This window comes from Polaribacter atrinae, from assembly GCF_038023995.1.
GTDB lineage: Bacteria > Bacteroidota > Bacteroidia > Flavobacteriales > Flavobacteriaceae > Polaribacter > Polaribacter atrinae.
In genome coordinates this window covers 844,767-862,971 of sequence record NZ_CP150660.1, presented here as the reverse complement: position 1 = coordinate 862,971, position 18,205 = coordinate 844,767, and the positions used below count along the sequence as shown (strand labels likewise).

Genomic DNA, 18,205 nt, shown 5'->3' with positions numbered 1-18,205 from the left:
TATAAGGTGTTACTTTTTTAAGTAATGCCTTTTTTTATACCCAAGCACTAACTATTTTTGTAAAACTTAACAACACAACAACTTACAATGCCAAAAAGAAAAGACCTCAAATCAGTTTTAATTATTGGATCTGGACCAATTGTTATTGGACAAGCGTGTGAATTTGATTATTCTGGTTCACAATCTTTACGTTCTTTAAGAGAAGATGGAATTGAAACTGTTCTAATCAACTCGAACCCTGCAACAATTATGACAGACCCATCTATGGCTGATCATATCTACTTGTTGCCTTTAACAACTAAATCTATCATTCAAATCTTAAAAGAGCATCCACAAATTGATGCTGTTTTACCAACAATGGGTGGGCAAACTGCTTTAAACCTTTGTATTGAAGCAGATGATAAAGGAATTTGGGAAGATTTTAATGTAAAATTAATTGGTGTTGATATCGATGCTATTAATATTACTGAAGATAGAGAGCAATTTAGAGAGTTAATGTTAAAGATTGATGTGCCAATGGCGCCTCAAGCAACAGCAACTTCATTTTTAAAAGGAAAAGAAATTGCACAAGAATTTGGTTTTCCTTTAGTTATTCGTTCTTCTTATACCTTGGGTGGAGCAGGAGCTTCTATTGTTTACAAAGCAGAAGATTTTGACCAACTATTAAGTTTCGGTTTAGAAGCATCTCCTATACATGAGGTGATGATTGACAAAGCGATGATGGGATGGAAAGAATACGAATTAGAATTATTACGTGATAAAAACGATAACGTTGTTATTATCTGTTCTATCGAAAATATGGATCCTATGGGAATTCATACTGGAGATTCTATTACAGTAGCACCAGCCATGACACTTTCTGATACTACTTTTCAGAAAATGCGTGACATGTCTATTAAAATGATGCGTTCTATTGGAGATTTTGAAGGAGGTTGTAATGTGCAGTTTGCCGTTTCTCCAGATGAAAAAGAAGATATTATTGCTATCGAGATTAATCCTCGTGTTTCTCGTTCATCCGCTTTAGCGTCTAAAGCAACAGGGTATCCTATTGCAAAAGTAGCAACAAAATTAGCGATTGGGTATACATTAGATGAGTTAGAAAACGGAATTACAAAATCTACATCGGCTTTATTTGAGCCAACATTAGATTATGTAATTGTAAAAATACCTCGTTGGAATTTTGATAAATTTGAAGGATCAGATAGAACTTTAGGTTTACAAATGAAATCTGTTGGTGAGGTAATGGGAATTGGACGTTCTTTTCAAGAAGCATTACACAAAGCAACACAATCTTTAGAGATTAAAAGAAATGGTTTAGGTGCAGACGGAAAAGGCTACACAGATTATAACCAAATTATAGATAAATTAACCAATGCAAGTTGGGACCGTGTTTTTGCTATTTATGATGCAATTGCAATGGGAATTCCTTTAACTCAGATTTATGATATCACAAAAATAGACATGTGGTATTTAAAGCAATACGAAGAGTTATTTCAACTGCAAAAAGAAATTTCTACCTATACAATAGATACTCTTGGTAGGGATTTATTGCTAGAGGCAAAACAAAAAGGATATGGAGACAGACAAATAGCACACATGTTGGGTTGTTTAGAAAGTCAAGTATATACAAAGAGAGAAGAATTAAAAGTACAACGCGTTTTTAAACTAGTTGATACTTGTGCTGCAGAATTTAAAGCAAAGACTCCTTATTACTATTCAACTTTCGAAAACGAGATTGAAACAGCAGACGGAGAAATTATCATTGCAAACGAAAGTATTGTAACTGATAAAAAGAAAATAATCGTTTTAGGTTCTGGACCAAATAGAATTGGACAAGGAATTGAATTTGATTACTGTTGTGTACATGGTGTTTTAGCAGCTGCAGAATGTGGTTACGAAACCATTATGATTAACTGTAACCCAGAAACGGTTTCTACAGATTTTGATACCGCAGATAAATTATACTTTGAGCCTGTTTTTTGGGAACATATTTATGACATTATCCGTCATGAAAAACCAGAAGGAGTTATTGTACAATTAGGTGGACAAACGGCATTAAAATTAGCTGAAAAGTTAACGAAATACGGAATTAAAATTATTGGTACTTCTTTTGAAGCACTAGATTTAGCAGAAGATAGAGGAAGTTTCTCTGAATTGTTAAAAAACAATAACATTCCTTATCCAGAATTTGGTATCGCAGAAACTGCAGATGAAGCATTGGCTTTAGCTGATCAATTAGATTTCCCAATCTTAGTAAGACCTTCTTATGTATTAGGAGGACAAGGAATGAAAATTGTAATCAATAAAGAAGAATTGGTAAAACATGTAGTAGATTTATTAGGTAGAATGCCTGGTAATAAATTATTGTTAGATCATTATTTAGACGGAGCGATAGAAGCAGAGGCAGATGCAATTTGTGATGCAGATGGTAATGTGTACATTATTGGTATTATGGAGCATATAGAGCCTTGTGGAATTCACTCTGGAGATTCTAACGCAACTTTACCTGCCTTTAATTTAGGTGAATTTGTACTGCAACAAATTAAAGATCATACACGTACCATTGCAACAGAATTAAAAACGGTAGGTTTAATAAACGTTCAGTTTGCAGTGAAAGATGATATTGTATATATTATTGAAGCAAACCCAAGAGCCTCTAGAACGGTACCTTTTATTGCAAAAGCATACAAAGAACCGTATGTAAATTATGCAACTAAAGTAATGTTAGGTCATAATAAAGTAACAGACTTTAATTTTAACCCTCAATTAGAAGGTTTTGCAATTAAACAACCGGTATTTTCTTTTAATAAGTTCCCGAATGTAGATAAGAAACTAGGACCAGAGATGAAATCTACTGGAGAAAGTATTTTATTTATTGATAGTTTAAAAGACGATCAGTTTTATGATTTATACGCGAGACGTAAAATGTATTTAAACAAGTAAGTACATTTATTAGATATTTAAAAACACTCATTTTACTGACTTATTTCAGTAAAATGAGTGTTTTTTTTTTTGTGCTATATTTTATGATTTCCTAAATTTCATAATTTGTTTCTTTCCTTTTTTTAATACTCTTTTCTTCAGATTTTATAATAATGTAAATAAAAAATAATAGATAAATAATAAATGAATGAATATTTATTCATAAATTTGTATACTCAAACAAAGAGATACTATGGCACGTAAAATTGATGAAGATAAAATAGCAAGAATTAAAGATGCTATTATGCATACCATCGTAGAAAATGGAATTGAAGCAACTACTATTGCTATGATTGCTAAAAAAGCAAACGTAAGTGGTGGCTATTTATATAGAACTTATGCTGGTAAACAAGATTTAATTAATGAGTTGTATCATGATAAAGTAAATTCATTATATAAAGAATTAGAATTTTTATTAACCATAAATACTAATAGCATTAAGCCGTTATTAGAAGAGTTTATTAGAAATAGAGTAACTTACTTTCTGAATGAACCAAATGCATCGAAGTTTTTTTACCAATTACTGCATAATGAAAACTTTTTTGCATCAGAAATTATTAAGGAAAAAAGTGCTGAGTTAATGAATAGTATTAAAAAAATTGGTGTCAAATCTGGAGAGATTTCAAAAGACACAACAGTTTATCAATTGCATTATCACATTTTAGTGTATGCGGTAGATTACATCAATTTTACTCGAAAAAATATTTTTGGTGAACAAGAAGTAACTATAGATGATGTAGAGAAATTAACTGATAATATTTTAAAAATTTTAAAATAAATGAATGTCTATTTAAATTTTAAACCAATGAAATTGAATAAAAGAGGAGTGTTATTCTCCTGTATTTTGTGTTTTGTATCAACGTTTATAAATGCACAAGATATTACATTAAAGCAAGCATACGATTTAATGTTGTCTAAAAATGGAGATGTAAAAGCATCTAGCTTTGAAGTAAAAGCGATGGAAGAAGAGCATAAAGCTACAAAAGGGTTGCGCTTACCAACGGTAGGTGTTTCTGGTACTTATATGCATTTAGATAAAGATATTTCTGCAGATTTAAATGAGCAAAGAAATATGGTAGGTGGTTTATTAGGTATTACAGATCCTGCTGCAGTTTTAGGTAGTTGGGATTTTACGTTGCAAGAACAAAACTTAGGTTTTGCAACTGCTGATATATCGATGCCTATTTATGCCGGAGGAAAAATAAATGCAGCCAATAAAGCATCAGAAATAAAATTAGCATTGTCTGAAACAAAGCATAAAATAAAGGAAGATCAATTAACGGTACAACTCATAAATTACTTTTTTAAGTTAAAATTAGCCAAAGAAGCGGTGCAGTTAAGGCAAGAAGTTTACAATGTTATTTTGTTACATAACAACCAAGCAATGAAGTTTTTCGAAAACGGTATCATTCCAGAAGTAGAAACATTAAATGCAAAAGTATCGCTGTCTAATGCAAATAGGGAATTGCTAGGTGCTAAAAAAGATGTTGATTTAGCTACCACAGCTGTTCAAAACTTAATAGGAGTAAATTCCATTTCTGAGTTTACTAGCGATTTTAAAGAACCAACCATTGTAAAACCTTTAGAGGAGTTTACCAATGATATGCTGACGGCAAATGAACAGTTAAAAATCATTGAAAAAAATTATGAGTTGGCAAAAGTAGGAATAGATGTAGAAAAAAGTGATTATTTTCCGAAGGTTGGTGTTTCTGGAAAATACATTCTTTGGAAAGATAATTTACCTTTAGTAGATACAAAGTGGTTTGTTGGTGTTGGTGTAGAGTGGGAGTTGTTTAACGGTTTTCAAAGAGAACATAAAGTAAAAGCATCTAAATATAAAATTTCTCAAGTAGCAGAAATTGACAGACAAGCACGATTAAATTTAACAACGTATACAGAAAAATTGTACAATACCATGCAGAAGGAATTGGAGCAGTATGAAAGTTTAAATACCGATGAAGCATTGGCAAACCGATTAAAGTTTATGAGAACTCGTGCTTTTGAAGAAGGAACGGGAACTTCTTTAGAGGTTGTGGATGCAACTTTAAAATTATCAGAAATTAAATTACATAAAATAAAAGCCTTATACGAGTACAATGTAGCTTACGGAGAGTTAATGGTACTTACAGGTAAAACAGCTTCTTTCTTAAATCAAAATTAATATTAAAATGAGAAATCCAAAATTTATAAAGTCATTAATAGGTGTGGTAATTATTTCAATTATCGTACTTACAGGTGTGTGGTTCTTAACAAAACCTAAATCCGTTATTTTACAAGGTAGAATAGAAGCGAAAGAAATTTATTTATCGTCTAAAATACCTACACGAATTAATTCTTTTGAAGTTAAAGAAGGACAAAGTGTTAAAAAAGGACAATTATTAGCAACGCTTTTAAGTCCAGAAATTATGGCAAAAGAGCAACAAGCTTTGGCATTAAGAGATGCTGCAAATGCTCAAAAAAATAAAGCACAAAATGGTGCAAGATCAGAAGAAATTAGAGCTGCCAAAAGTGTTTATGAAAAAGCGACTGCAGCTGCCAATGTAATGAATAAAACATATACTCGTATGGCAAACTTATTTAAAGACGGTGTAATTTCTGAACAAAAGCGAGATGAAATATTTGCAAAAAAAGAAGTTGCCTTAAAAGACCAAGAAGCGGCATTAAGTATGTATCAGATGGCTATGAAAGGGGCTAGAAATGAAGATATAGATGCTGCAAAAGCTATGGTAAAACAAGCAGATGGCGCTTTAACGGAATTAGAAGGTTATAAAAATGAGCGTAATATTATTGCACCAATAGATGCAGAAGTTCTTAATTTTTTACCAGAAGAAGGAGAGTTAATTGGAGCAGGTTATCCGGTGGTTCATTTGGTAGATTTAACAAATAGTTACGCTATCTTAAACATTAAAGAAACGAGTCTTTTCAACTTTAAAAAAGAAGGCACTTTTGAAGCAACGATTCCTGCTTTAAAGAATAAAAAAGTACAATTTAAAATTTACTATGTGGCTGCTTTAGGAGATTATGCTACTTGGAGTGCAACAAAGGCTACCGGAGATTTTGATATTAGAACTTTTGAAATTAAAGCGATGCCAGTTACAAAAGAGGTCGATTTAAGACCTGGAATGAGTATTTTAATTGATTATTCTCAATTTAATGAGTAAAATGAAACCCTCTTTACGGATTGCAAAAAGAGAGATAGCACTGTTATTTAACAGTAAGTCGTCTTTTGTTCTTGCAATAATACTGCCTTTTGTATCCATTTTGTTTTTCAATACGCTTTTAAGTGAAGGTGTTGCGAGAGATTTACCTGTTGCTGTGGTAGATTTAGATCATACGGCAACCTCTAGAAATGTAATTGCTCAGTTAGATGCAGCGCCAGAGATTAAAATTGGTTTTTTCCCATTAGATCAGCATAAAGGAGAAGCATTAATTAGTTTAGGAAAAGCGTATGGTGTCATTACAATTCCTAAGAACTTTGAAGCAGATTTAAAAAGTGGAAAACAAGTACATATCATCAACCAATACAATAGTAATTTATTATTGGCAGGAGGATTAGAGTATAAAGCATTTAGAAAAGTAATTGGTACAATTTCGGCAGGTATAAATATCGAAAAACAACGTAAAAAAGGAGTTTCCATGCAACAAGCATTGGTAAATTATCAGCCTATTTTGGCGAACAATCATGTATTGTCAAATCCATTTACAAACTATTCGTATTATTTGAATACAGGTTTTTTAACGATGTTTTTTCAGTTATTTATCATGCTAACTACAATTTATTGTTTTGGAGCAGATTTAAAATATAGTAAAGGAAATAAGTTATTGAATATTACAAATGGACGTTTATCAGCAATTATTTTAGGAAAAGTTTTACCTTATACTGTATGGTTTTTGTTGGTAGGTATTATTACCTTATTAAGTATGTACGTATGGCAAGATTTTCCGTTTGAGGGAAGTAAAATAACAGTTTTGGTTGGTTTACTTTTATTGATTTTAGCAAATCAATCATTCGCTTTGTTCTTTATTGCTATCAGTGGTAGTTTTAGGGAAGCATTAACAATTGGTTCTGGGTTTGGAGCTGTAAGTCTTTCTTTTTCAGGAATTACATTCCCTATTTTTGGAATGCCAGAAGTACTGCAATGGTTGAGTCAGGTTTTTCCATTTACGCATTTCTTTGAATTATTATTAGATCAATCACAACGAGGATTTCCTGTATTTTATTCTTTAAAATCGATTATTATTTTGGTTGTTTTATGTATTGTACCAATTGCAATAAGTTGGCTTAAATTAAAAAGATTGTTTTTAAAAGGAAGCTTTAATCACAGTATTTAAAAATGAAAAATTTATATAAATTTATTTACAAAGGAATCATCTCATTTAAGCATACGTTTGGTACCGAATGGAATGGAATTAAATCGGACAAAGCAGTGGCAAGCACTTTTTTATCAGTAACGCTTATTATCTTGGTGGTGTATACATATATATATTCAAACCAAGTAATTAAAGAAGTTCCGGTAGCAATTGTAAACCAGGATGGTACTAGAATGAGTAGAGATTATATTGCCATGTTAGCTGCTACAGAAGGTACAAAAACAATTACCACATTTGCAGATTTAGAAGCTGCTAAAGTAGCTTATTACTCAAGAAAAGTGCAAGGAATTGTTATTGTACCAAAGAGTTTTGAAAAGAATATTAGAAGCGGTAGACAAACAACCATTACTACTTTTTCTGATGCTGCTAATATGTTGTTTTATAAACGTGTTTTAGGAGATGTTACTGAAGTAAACGGTTATTTTAGCGCAGGAATTTCAATTAAAAAAGAAATGGCAAAAGGAGTTTCCTTTGATGAAGCTCAGAAAAATTATACACCTATAAAAGCGATATCTACCAGTTTATTTAATACTAATTCTGGGTATGCAACTTATTTGATACCGATGTTAACGGCCTTAATTATTCAATTAGTTTTATTAATGGGAATTGGTCTTTTAAGTGGTTCTAGGCGAGAAGCAAAATCTACACATAAAAAATTTCCAAGAATATTACATAAAGGAGGCGTACTCTCTGTTTTATTAGCAAAAGCGTGTTTATATACTTTAATTTATATTGTCATTATTCCTATTCAAGTTGGCGTTGTCTACACGTTGTTTGGTATTCCGGTACGTTCTTCATTGCTATCCATTTACGTATTTATAATTCCGTATATCTTTTCAGTGGTATTTTTAGGCATATCAATCAGTTCTTTTTTTAAAAGAAGAGAAGATTCAATTGTGTTTTTAGTATTGCTTTCTATTCCGTCATTAATGTTAAGCGGATTGTCTTTTCCTGCTGAAGGATTCTCGAAATTTTATAAATTTATTTCAGAAATCATTCCGTCTACAGCGGGTATGAATGGTTTTGTTAAATTAACACAAATGGAAGCTTCGTTTGTAGATGTCTTAAAAGAATGGAATCATTTATGGTTGTTGACAATCATTTATTTTGTAATTGCCGCTATTTCGTTAAAAATAAGAGCTAAAAAGGAATTGGCTTTAAATAAAGCATTATAACATAGATTACTCTTTAGATTATTTTATAAGCTATATTATGGTTAGGGAATTAGTATTAACACAGTTCGATTTTATTTAGTGATGTAATTTAGAGTGCTTTTTTATAAAAAATATTATGAGATTTCACTTAGAATCTAAACCGCGTATTCTTTCTGTAAATTTCAGACATTCTAATCATGAAATTTTATGGAGTAAATTAAATTTTATCAACATAAAGAAGCGGTTAAATTAGGTCTCTTTTCATAGTTTTTCTCAAATTTCTATTATCTTCGTTTTTCTAAAAAAAGAGATAAAAATGAGCAGAAGTATAAAGGACTATATAATTATTGGTTTAAAGGGTATGGGAATGGGAGCAGCAGATGTAGTACCTGGAGTTTCTGGTGGTACAATTGCATTTATTTCTGGTATTTACGAAGAGTTATTAGGTTCTATTAGCAACGTAAATTTAGGATTATTTAAGACGTTGAAAAAAGACGGATTAAAAGCTGCTTGGACGCAATTAAACGGAAATTTTTTAGCATCTTTATTTATAGGGATATTTATAAGTATTATTTCTTTGGCAAAAGTGATTAAATATTTATTAGAAAATGAGCCTGTTTTATTATGGTCGTTCTTTTTTGGATTGGTATTAGCAAGTATTATTTACATTGCCAAACAAATTACAAAATGGAATATTATTTCATTTGTAGTCTTAATTTTAGGCGCTTTCTTAGCTTATTATATCACTACTTTAAATCCTTTGGTTTCAGAAAATTCTTCTTCATTATTTATATTTATTGCAGGTGCAATTGCAATTTGTGCAATGATTTTACCTGGAATTTCGGGTTCTTTTATTTTAGTATTGTTAGGTGCATATAAGCCTGTTTTGGACGCTTTAAATAATAAAGACTTTAAAACAATATTCGTTTTTATGGCGGGTGCAGTTATTGGTTTATTATCTTTTTCTCATGTTTTAAAATGGTTGTTTAAACATTATAAAAATTTAACATTAGCTGCTTTAACTGGTTTTATAATTGGGTCTTTAAATAAAATTTGGCCTTGGAAAGAAACCTTAACATGGCGTACAAATTCTAAAGGAATAGAGGTGCCTTTTAAAGAACAAAGTGTAAGTCCTTTTTCTTTTGAAGGAGATGCACAATTAACCATGGCAATTGTATTAGCCGTTGTAGGTTTTATAATTATTTTAGGAATGGAGAGACTAGCAGTTGATAAAAAATAAATGTTAATAGAAAGAACTTTTTTACAGAAATTAATCCTTTTCTTAAAAGGGTTGGCAATGGGAGCTGCAAATAAAGTTCCTGGTGTTTCTGGCGGAACAGTTTCTTTTGTTTTTGGCTTTTATGAAGAATTAATCTACTCGTTTAGAAAGGTAAATTTAAAAGCATTTAAATTGCTTTTAAATGGCCGTTTTAAAAGTTTTTATAGATATGTAAATGGTTCTTTTCTGCTCTTAATAATGGGCGGAAGTATCTTTAGTTATTTTAGTATTTCTTTAGTGTTAGATTATTTCTTAGTTAATTTTGAACTCTATGTTTGGAGTTGGTTTTTTGGGATGATTATTGGCTCTATTTACTATATAGGAAAAGATTTTGGAGAATGGAGTTTTAAAAATATATTGTCTTTAATTATTGGTGCTTCTATTGGTATTGGTATTAGTTTTTTAACACCAGCAACAGAAAACGACAATCTTTGGTTTGTTTTTGTTTGCGGAATTATAGGTGTTTCCGGAATGACGCTTCCAGGGCTCTCTGGGTCTTTTATCTTAATTCTGTTAGGTAATTATGTGTTATTATTGGTAGATTCTGTAAACGTATTATTCAGTGTTGTTACTAGTGTTTTATCAGGAGATTTTACGGTCTTATCTGACCCAATAAAAATAAGATATTTAAAAATAATTAGTGTTTTTACAGCAGGTTCTGCTTTTGGTTTGGTTTCTATTAGTCATGTTTTAGGATATGTGTTAAAACGTTGGAATCAAATTGTAAATGCTGTTATTATAGGTTTTATAACAGGATCGTTAGGGATTGTTTGGCCTTGGAAAAAAGCAGTGTTTTTACAAGAGCATGGTAATTTTTTAATTGATAAAAAAGGAAATAAGATAGTTGAAAATTATGAACGTTTTGTTCCTAATTTTTCAGATTTAGAAACATGGACAGCTGTGTTTTATATTGTGCTAGGTGTTTTGTTAATTTTAGGTATAGATTTTTATGGGAGAAAGAAAAAATAAAGTTTTTGGATTATTAGGAAAAGATATTGAGTATTCTTTTTCTCGTGGGTATTTTACAGAAAAGTTTGAAAAATTAGATTTGCAAAAATGTAAGTACGTGAATTTTGATCTTCAAAAAATAGAAGATTTTCCGGCTGTAATAAAACAAGGAGGAGATAGTTTAGGTGGTATTAATGTTACCATTCCGTATAAGGAAGAAGTAATGAAGTATTTAAATAAATTAGATAAAACGGCAAAAGCAATTGGCGCTGTAAATACCATTAAATTTACCAAAAGAGGAAATTTAAAAGGGTATAATTCTGATGTTGTTGGTTTTGAAAAATCAATTTTTCCATTGATTAAAAAACACCATAAAAGAGCTTTGATATTAGGAACAGGTGGTGCTTCTAAAGCGATTGCTTATGCTTTAAAAAAGAATGACATTAAATTTAAATTTGTTTCTAGAAATCCGAACGGTAAAAAAGAAATTTCTTATCAAGATTTAACGGAAGAAGTGATGGGAGAATATCAAATTATTATTAATTCTTCTCCGGTTGGTACATCACCCAATACCGAAAAATGTCCTGATATTCCGTATCAATTTATTACAGAAAAGCATCTTTTGTACGATTTAATATACAATCCAGAAGTAACTACTTTTTTAGCAAAAGGGAAAGTACAAGGAGCAACGATTAAAAACGGATATGAAATGTTGCAATTGCAAGCAGAAGAGTCTTGGAGAATTTGGAATAAAGCTTAATAAAGAAGGAGAAAAATTACAGGTTTTTACTGATTGATGGCAAGTTAGCTGCGTTAGGGATTGCATTGAAAATCCTTTTTATGAAGTATGAATAAAAAGATTGTAAAGGAAAGCCCGACCTGCAAGGGAACGCCAAAAAAATGATGAAACTACATTTTTTTTAATTAGATAGTTTGTAGATTTAGTAAGTTGTCAGTATCTTTATAAGATATATAATAGTAGTATTATAGTAAGACCTTAAACATTGTAGATATGTTAGAAAAAAATGAAGTAAACGTTGATAAGACGGAAAAGAAAGTAGAAGAAGTTGTAAACGAAACGAAACAAGTTGAAGTTGTAGAAAATGTTGAAAAAACAGATGATACCACTGATGCTGTTGAGGAAATAGAGAAGTCTATTGCTGTAGATGCTGAAAAAGATTCAGAGAAAGATGAAGAATTGGGTGCTGTAGATTACTCAAAATTATCTTTAGAAGATTTAGTTGTAGAACTTAAAACTACACTTTCTAACAACCCTGTTCAAAAAAATAAAAATCAAGTTGAAGGTATTAAAAGTGCTTTCAATCAAAAATTTGGAGCTCTTTTGGCAGAAAAGAAAGCAGCCTTTTTAGAAGAAGGAGGTAATTCTATCGATTTTCAATTTTCTAGCCCTATAAAAACGGATTATAATACGCTGTTGTCTGAATATAAAAAGCAACGTGATGCACATTATAATGATCTAGACAAGCAACTTTCTTCTAATTTAGAAAAAAGGCTTTCTGTTATTGAGCAATTAAAAGATTTAATTGAAACTGCAGATACTGCAACAATGTATAAAAGTTTTAAAGAGTTGCAAGATACTTGGAAAACTATTGGAGCCGTTTCTAAGAATCATTACAATGATACTTGGAAAACCTATCATCATCATGTAGAGCGTTTTTACGATTTATTGCATTTAAGCAATGATTTTAGAGATTTAGATTTTAAACATAATTTAGAAGAAAAATTAAAAATTATTGAAAAAGCAAATGCATTGGCAGAAGTTGCCGATATTAATGTTGCTTTTAAAGAGTTACAAGATTTACATAAAATCTGGAAAGAAGATATTGGACCAGTTTCTCAAGAAATGAGAGAAGATGTTTGGGGTAAATTTAGTGAAGCTACTAAAAAAATTCATGATAGAAGGCATGATCATTTTAGAGAAATGCGTTCTAAACATCAAGAAATTATAGAAAAGAAATTATTGGTGGTAGAAAAGCTGAATGCTTTTGACACTGCTAATAATAAAACTCATAATGATTGGCAAAAAAGCATTAAAGATATAGAAGAGCTAAGGCAAGAATATTTTAATGCAGGAAAACTTCCGTATTCTAAGAGTGAAGAAGTTTGGCAAAAATTTAAAGCTGCTACAAAGAAATTTAATAGTGCAAAAAATGTTTTTTACAAGCATGAAAAAAATGATCAGCAAGAGAATTTAAAGAAAAAAATGGCGTTAATTGAGCTTGCAGAATCGTTAAAAGAAAGTGAAGATTGGGAATCTTCAACGAATACTTTAAAGAAAATACAAGCAGATTGGAAAAAAATAGGTCATGTACCTCGTAAATTTTCTGATGATATTTGGAAACGCTTTAAAGCAGCTTGTAACCATTATTTTGATAGATATCACGATCAGAAAAACTCTTTAAATAAAGAGCAACAAGAGGTGGTAGATGCTAAAAAAGAGTTCTTAGAAACAGTTAAAGAAATAAAAGATCCTACTAAAGAAGGCATCTTTGAAATTATAAATAACTGGAGAAATTTAGGGGCTTTACCAAGAAATGCTAGACATATAGATAGTAAATTTAACAAGTTAATCGATAGAGCTTTAGGTAGTTTAGATCTAGATAAGAATGAAGTTTCTATGTTAAAGTTTACTCATGTTGTAGATAGTCTTGCAGCAGATGATGATGTTAGAAAATTAGATTCTGAACAAATGTTTGTTAGAAAGAAAATTGATGAAGTTGTAAAAGAAATTCAGCAATTAGAAAACAATTTAGGTTTCTTTTCTAACGCTACAGATGATAATCCTTTAGTGTTAAATGTAAAAAACAGAGTTAATGAGTTTAAAGCAGATTTAGCTATTTGGAAAGAAAAGTTAAGCTATATTAAAAAATTAGATTACTAATTTACTTAGATACTTTATAAAATTTAAAACTCGGAACTATTTGTTTCGAGTTTTTTTATGTGTTTTATTTTAGGAATGTAATGGTTATATAAACTAAAAGAGATTGTTTTTTTACTTAAGATTTAAAGTTAAATTAAGCAGTTGTTTATATAGTTTTTGGATTTATATAAATACGTAGCTACAATTTAGAGAAATTAATTAGCGTTATCTTAAAAACAAAAAACTCGAAGCTTTTAACAGCTTCGAGTTTTTTTTATAAATTGTGTAGAAAGATTAAGAAAAGAATTTTTCCATTTTTAACTTTTCTTCTTCAGCCAAAGCAGCATCTACTAAAATACGACCACTATGCTCATCGATAGTAATTTTCTTTCTATTTGCTATTTCTAATTGCACCTGAGGTGGAATTGTAAAGTAAGAACCTCCAGAAGCTCCACGCTCTATAGCAACAACTGCTAAACCGTTTTTTACTTTAGTTCTAATTCTTGTATAAGCAGCAAATAAGTGTGCATCTAAAGTTTGAGAAAATTCATCAGATTTTTGAGCTAATAACTCTTCTTCTTTCTCAGTTTCTTTTAAGATAGCATCTAATTCAGCCTTTTTATGACTTAAATGTTTTTCTTGTTTTGCTAACTTTTCTTTAGTAGCATCAATTACTTCTTTTTTCTGAGCAATTTTTGCTTTGTATTCAATAATTCTTTTTTCTGCTAATTGAATTTCTAAATCTTGATATTCAATTTCTTTAGATAATGAATCAAATTCTCTGTTATTTCTAACTTTCTTTTGTTGTTCATCATACTTTTTCATTAACCCATTAGACTCTTCAATAGCTAATTTCTTGTTGTTAATGTCTGTTTCTAAGTTTACTGCATCTTGATTTAAATTAGCAATGCGCGTGTTTAATCCGGCAACTTCATCTTCTAAATCTTCAACTTCTAAAGGTAGTTCACCTCTAACATTTCTAATTTCGTCAATTCTAGAGTCGATTAATTGTAAATCGTATAAAGCTCTTAACTTTTCTTCAACCGAAATTTCTTTCTTCTTTGCCATGGTTATATATAATATATAGGATTTGTACTTTTTTCTGATAAAATGACTGCAAAATTACTAAATTTTTTCGTAAGATAGTCAACCAAAAGGTTTTTTGTAAACTGTTCACTCTCATAATGTCCAATATCTGCCAAAAGAATACTGTTTTCGGCTTTAAAAAACTCATGATATTTAAAATCTGCACTCACATACGCATCTGCGCCTGCTCTTTTTGCGTTAGAAATGGCAAAACTACCAGATCCGCCTAAAACAGCTACTTTTTTTATTTTTTTATTGATCAAGTTAGAATGACGCACACAATCGGTTTGCATTGTTTCTTTTAAATATAAAAGGAATGCTTTTTCATCCATTTCTTCGGGCAACTCACCAATCATACCCATTCCAATATTTTGATAAACATTTTCTGTAGTAAGTAGCTCGTAAGCAACTTCTTCATATTCATGATTTCCTTTTAAAACTTTTAAAATGGCAGCTTCATATTTACTTTCAAAAACTACAGAAATTTGAGTTTCTTTTTCAGTATGATCTATTCCTCTTTCTCCTATCGTAGGATTTGAGTTTTCGTTCCCTTTAAATGTAGAGGCTCCCAAAGTATTAAAAGAACAATTATCATAATTACCAAGACTTCCGGCTCCTGCAGAAAAAAGAAGGTTTCTTAATTTTTCGGCATTTTTAGCAGGAACGTAGGTGGTCAATTTTTTTATAATCCCTTTTTTAGGAATTAAAATTTTAGGGTTTTCTAAACCTAACACTTCGCACATTTTTGCCGAAACTCCGTTTTTAGAATTGTCTAAGGCAGTATGTGTTGCATAAATTGCAATGTCATTTTTAATGGCTTTTAAAACCACACGTTCTACATAAGAATTACCGTTTAGTTTTTTCAAACCTCCAAAAATAATAGGATGAAAACTTACAATTAAGTTACAGTTTTTAGCAATTGCTTCTTCTACCGTTTCTTCTAAAGTATCTAGGGTTACTAGTACGCCAGAAACAGTTGTATTGTAATTACCAACCAATAAGCCAACATTATCAAAATTTTCAGCATAATTTAAAGGCGCTAATTCTTCTAAATAATTGGTGATGTCTTTTATTATCATAAATATGGTATCAAAAACCAAAGTTACTATTTCCCTTTATCAATTCATAAAAATGACCTGCTTTTTGGGCATAAATTTCTTTAATTCGCTCAAATAATAACGTAGAATGTCTTGTGGATAGTTTAAAGTAGCAATTAAAATATTAGAACGTATAAAAAATTAGATTTTCTTTATTTTAATTTTATCAAATGATATTGGTTGTAATATTTTTTATTGTCTGTTTGAGTACAAATTACTTACAGCTATAGAAAATGTAGAATAAAAAGAATGGTTAGATTTATAAAAAAAATATACATGAAATTCGTGTCTTTTTCTTTTTTTAATGAGTTTAACCTGCTTATTTTCGTATCGATGAAATTTCTAAGATTTTTATTATTCCCTTTTGCCATTATTTATGATGTGGTTACTAGTATCCGTAATTTCTTTTTTGAAGTAGGTTTTTTTAAACAGACTTCATTTAAGGTTCCAGTAATTGTGGTTGGTAATTTAAGTGTAGGCGGAACTGGTAAAACTCCGCAAATAGAATATTTAATTCGTTTATTAAAAGATCGTTTTAAGACAGTTGTTTTAAGTAGAGGGTACAAACGTAAGACAGAGGGTTTTGTGTTGTTAAATAGTACGCATTCTGCGGAAGATGTAGGAGATGAACCTTTGCAGTACTTTAAAAAATTTGATTCTATTGATGTTGCTGTTGATGCCAACAGAGTGCAAGGAATTACTAAATTGATTGCAGATAAATCTCCAGAGGTTATTTTGTTAGACGATGCGTATCAACATAGAAAAGTAAAAGGTAGTTTTTACATTTTATTGACAAAGTTTGATGATTTATTTACGGACGATTTTTTATTACCAACAGGAAACTTAAGGGAAAGTAGGAGAGGAGCAAAACGAGCAGATGTAATTTTAGTAACCAAATGCCCAGTTCATTTATCTGAATATTCTAAAAATAAAATTGAAGAAAAGTTAAGGAAATACGATAAAGAAGTTTTTTTTACAAGCATTTCTTATGATGATAAAACGGCTGGATCTGAAGCTATTTTGATTGATGATTTAAAAAAATATGAAGTTTTATTAATTACTGGAATTGCAAATCCAACGCCACTTTTGTCTTTCTTAAAAGAAAAAGAAGTAAACTTTAAACACTTAAAATTTTCAGATCATCATCATTTTACAGATAATGAAATATCAGTAATTAAGCAGGAATTTACTGATTTAAAGTCTTCTAAGAAGTTGGTTTTAACTACAGAGAAAGATTATGTTCGTTTAGAAAGTAGATTAGAGCAGCTTTCTTTTTTAGGGATACAAACTTCTTTTTTAGCACAAGAAGAAATATTTAATGCAATACTTAAAAACCATATACAATAAAACCAGCGTTGTTAGGACGCTGGTTTCTTTTTTTGATTTTTGTTAGAAGTATCTTTTTAAGTACACCTCATTTATAAGACACCATCTTTTTTAATAAGTCACATAGTATTTCTCTTTTATTTCTATTTATAAAATAGAAAGACCTCAGATATTTTTAATAACTGAGGTCTTTATACTAAAGGATTGTAAAAAAATCTATAGATCTTTTTTAATTGCGTTAGGGATAGAAGCAAAAAGCCCACAGCCCGATAGGGCGAGAACTTGTAGCGTATAGCCCGACCCTTGTGGTAACGCCCAAATACTTTTTACATTTGCATAGAGTGAAATACATTTTGTACATCATCATCTTCTTCTAATTTTTCCAACAATTTTTCAACATCTGCTTGTTGCTCTTCGTTTAATTTTGTGGTTGTAGTAGGGATTCTTTCAAATCCAGAAGATAAAATTTCTGTACTATTTTCTTCAAAGTAAGTTTGTATTGCTCCAAATTGTTCAAAAGGTGCATAAATGATAATTCCTTCTTCATCATCAAAAACTTCTTCGACTTCAAAATCTATTAATTCTAATTCTAACTCTTCTAAATCGATGTCAATATCTTCCTTTTTAAGGGTAAAAGTACAAACATGATCAAACATAAAAACAACAGATCCAGATGTACCTAAGTTTCCATCGCACTTATTAAAAGCAGATCTTACATTGGCAACTGTTCTATTATTATTGTCTGTAGCAGTTTCTAAAAGAACAGCAATTCCGTGAGGTGCATACCCTTCAAAAAGTACTTCTTTATAATTAGCGGTATCTTTATCCGTAGCCTTTTTTATGGCTCTTTCTACATTGTCTTTAGGCATGTTTGCAGCTTTTGCATTTTGCATAACTGCCCTTAACCTAGAGTTTGAATCGGGATTTGGACCACCATCTTTAATAGCCATTACAATATCTTTACCAATTCTAGTAAAGGTTTTTGCCATTGCTGACCAACGTTTCATTTTGCGTCCTTTTCTAAGCTCAAATGCTCTTCCCATTTCTAATGATTTTATTATAAAAATTATAAATACAAATG

14 protein-coding genes are annotated in these 18,205 nt (G+C 30.3%); 11 read left to right on the top strand and 3 right to left on the bottom strand.

Going from position 1 to position 18,205, the window contains the following annotated elements:
• The first annotated feature begins 87 nt into the window (after positions 1-87).
• From carB to WG945_RS03790, 10 genes are all read left to right on the top strand, one after another.
• Positions 88-2,943 (top strand): carbamoyl-phosphate synthase large subunit, encoded by a 2,856-nt coding sequence (gene carB / locus WG945_RS03835; protein ID WP_068448374.1) that lies wholly within the window; start codon positions 88-90, stop codon positions 2,941-2,943.
• Between the two features lie 232 nt (positions 2,944-3,175).
• The gene (locus WG945_RS03830; protein ID WP_068448372.1) at positions 3,176-3,760 is read left to right on the top strand and encodes a TetR/AcrR family transcriptional regulator; all 585 of its coding nucleotides are present in this window, start codon (positions 3,176-3,178) and stop codon (positions 3,758-3,760) included.
• The gene (locus WG945_RS03825) at positions 3,761-5,143 is read left to right on the top strand and encodes a TolC family protein (protein ID WP_068448370.1); all 1,383 of its coding nucleotides are present in this window, start codon (positions 3,761-3,763) and stop codon (positions 5,141-5,143) included.
• Positions 5,144-5,150: 7 nt separating this feature from the next.
• Positions 5,151-6,143: an HlyD family secretion protein gene (locus WG945_RS03820; RefSeq protein WP_068448366.1), complete on the top strand. Its 993-nt coding sequence runs from the start codon at positions 5,151-5,153 to the stop codon at positions 6,141-6,143.
• Positions 6,136-7,314 carry an ABC transporter permease gene (locus WG945_RS03815; protein WP_068448364.1) on the top strand — a complete coding sequence of 393 codons (1,179 nt, stop codon included), beginning with the start codon at positions 6,136-6,138 and terminating at the stop codon, positions 7,312-7,314. Before WG945_RS03820 ends, WG945_RS03815 begins: the two co-directional genes overlap by 8 nt.
• Before the next feature lie 2 nt (positions 7,315-7,316).
• Positions 7,317-8,528, top strand: a complete 1,212-nt coding sequence (locus WG945_RS03810; RefSeq protein WP_068448362.1) for an ABC transporter permease — start codon at positions 7,317-7,319, stop codon at positions 8,526-8,528.
• 295 nt (positions 8,529-8,823) lie between these two features.
• Positions 8,824-9,747: a DUF368 domain-containing protein gene (locus WG945_RS03805; protein ID WP_068448360.1), complete on the top strand. Its 924-nt coding sequence runs from the start codon at positions 8,824-8,826 to the stop codon at positions 9,745-9,747.
• Positions 9,748-10,755, top strand: coding sequence for a DUF368 domain-containing protein (locus WG945_RS03800; RefSeq protein ID WP_068448358.1), 1,008 nt, complete (start codon positions 9,748-9,750; stop codon positions 10,753-10,755).
• A complete protein-coding gene (locus tag WG945_RS03795) occupies positions 10,736-11,494 on the top strand; it encodes a shikimate dehydrogenase family protein (RefSeq protein WP_068448356.1) in 759 nt (252 codons plus the stop codon). The genes WG945_RS03800 and WG945_RS03795 overlap by 20 nt, the downstream gene beginning before the upstream one ends.
• 252 nt (positions 11,495-11,746) lie before the next feature.
• Positions 11,747-13,636 carry a DUF349 domain-containing protein gene (locus WG945_RS03790; protein WP_068448354.1) on the top strand — a complete coding sequence of 630 codons (1,890 nt, stop codon included), beginning with the start codon at positions 11,747-11,749 and terminating at the stop codon, positions 13,634-13,636.
• 273 nt (positions 13,637-13,909) lie between these two features.
• On the opposite strand, the gene WG945_RS03785 is transcribed toward WG945_RS03790, so the two are convergent.
• Both WG945_RS03785 and WG945_RS03780 read right to left on the bottom strand, forming a co-directional pair.
• Positions 13,910-14,683: a zinc ribbon domain-containing protein gene (locus WG945_RS03785; protein ID WP_068448352.1), complete on the bottom strand. Its 774-nt coding sequence runs from the start codon at positions 14,681-14,683 to the stop codon at positions 13,910-13,912.
• Positions 14,684-14,685: 2 nt separating this feature from the next.
• Positions 14,686-15,780 carry a Nif3-like dinuclear metal center hexameric protein gene (locus WG945_RS03780; protein WP_068448350.1) on the bottom strand — a complete coding sequence of 365 codons (1,095 nt, stop codon included), beginning with the start codon at positions 15,778-15,780 and terminating at the stop codon, positions 14,686-14,688.
• Between the two features lie 351 nt (positions 15,781-16,131).
• Between WG945_RS03780 and lpxK the strand changes: the two genes are divergently transcribed.
• A complete protein-coding gene (lpxK, locus tag WG945_RS03775) occupies positions 16,132-17,145 on the top strand; it encodes a tetraacyldisaccharide 4'-kinase (RefSeq protein ID WP_068448348.1) in 1,014 nt (337 codons plus the stop codon).
• A 305-nt stretch (positions 17,146-17,450) separates the two neighbouring features.
• Here lpxK and WG945_RS03770 read toward each other — a convergent pair whose 3' ends face one another.
• Complete coding sequence (locus WG945_RS03770; protein ID WP_068448346.1) at positions 17,451-18,167, bottom strand: YebC/PmpR family DNA-binding transcriptional regulator; 717 nt, start codon at positions 18,165-18,167, stop codon at positions 17,451-17,453.
• Between the last annotated feature and the right edge of the window lie 38 nt (positions 18,168-18,205).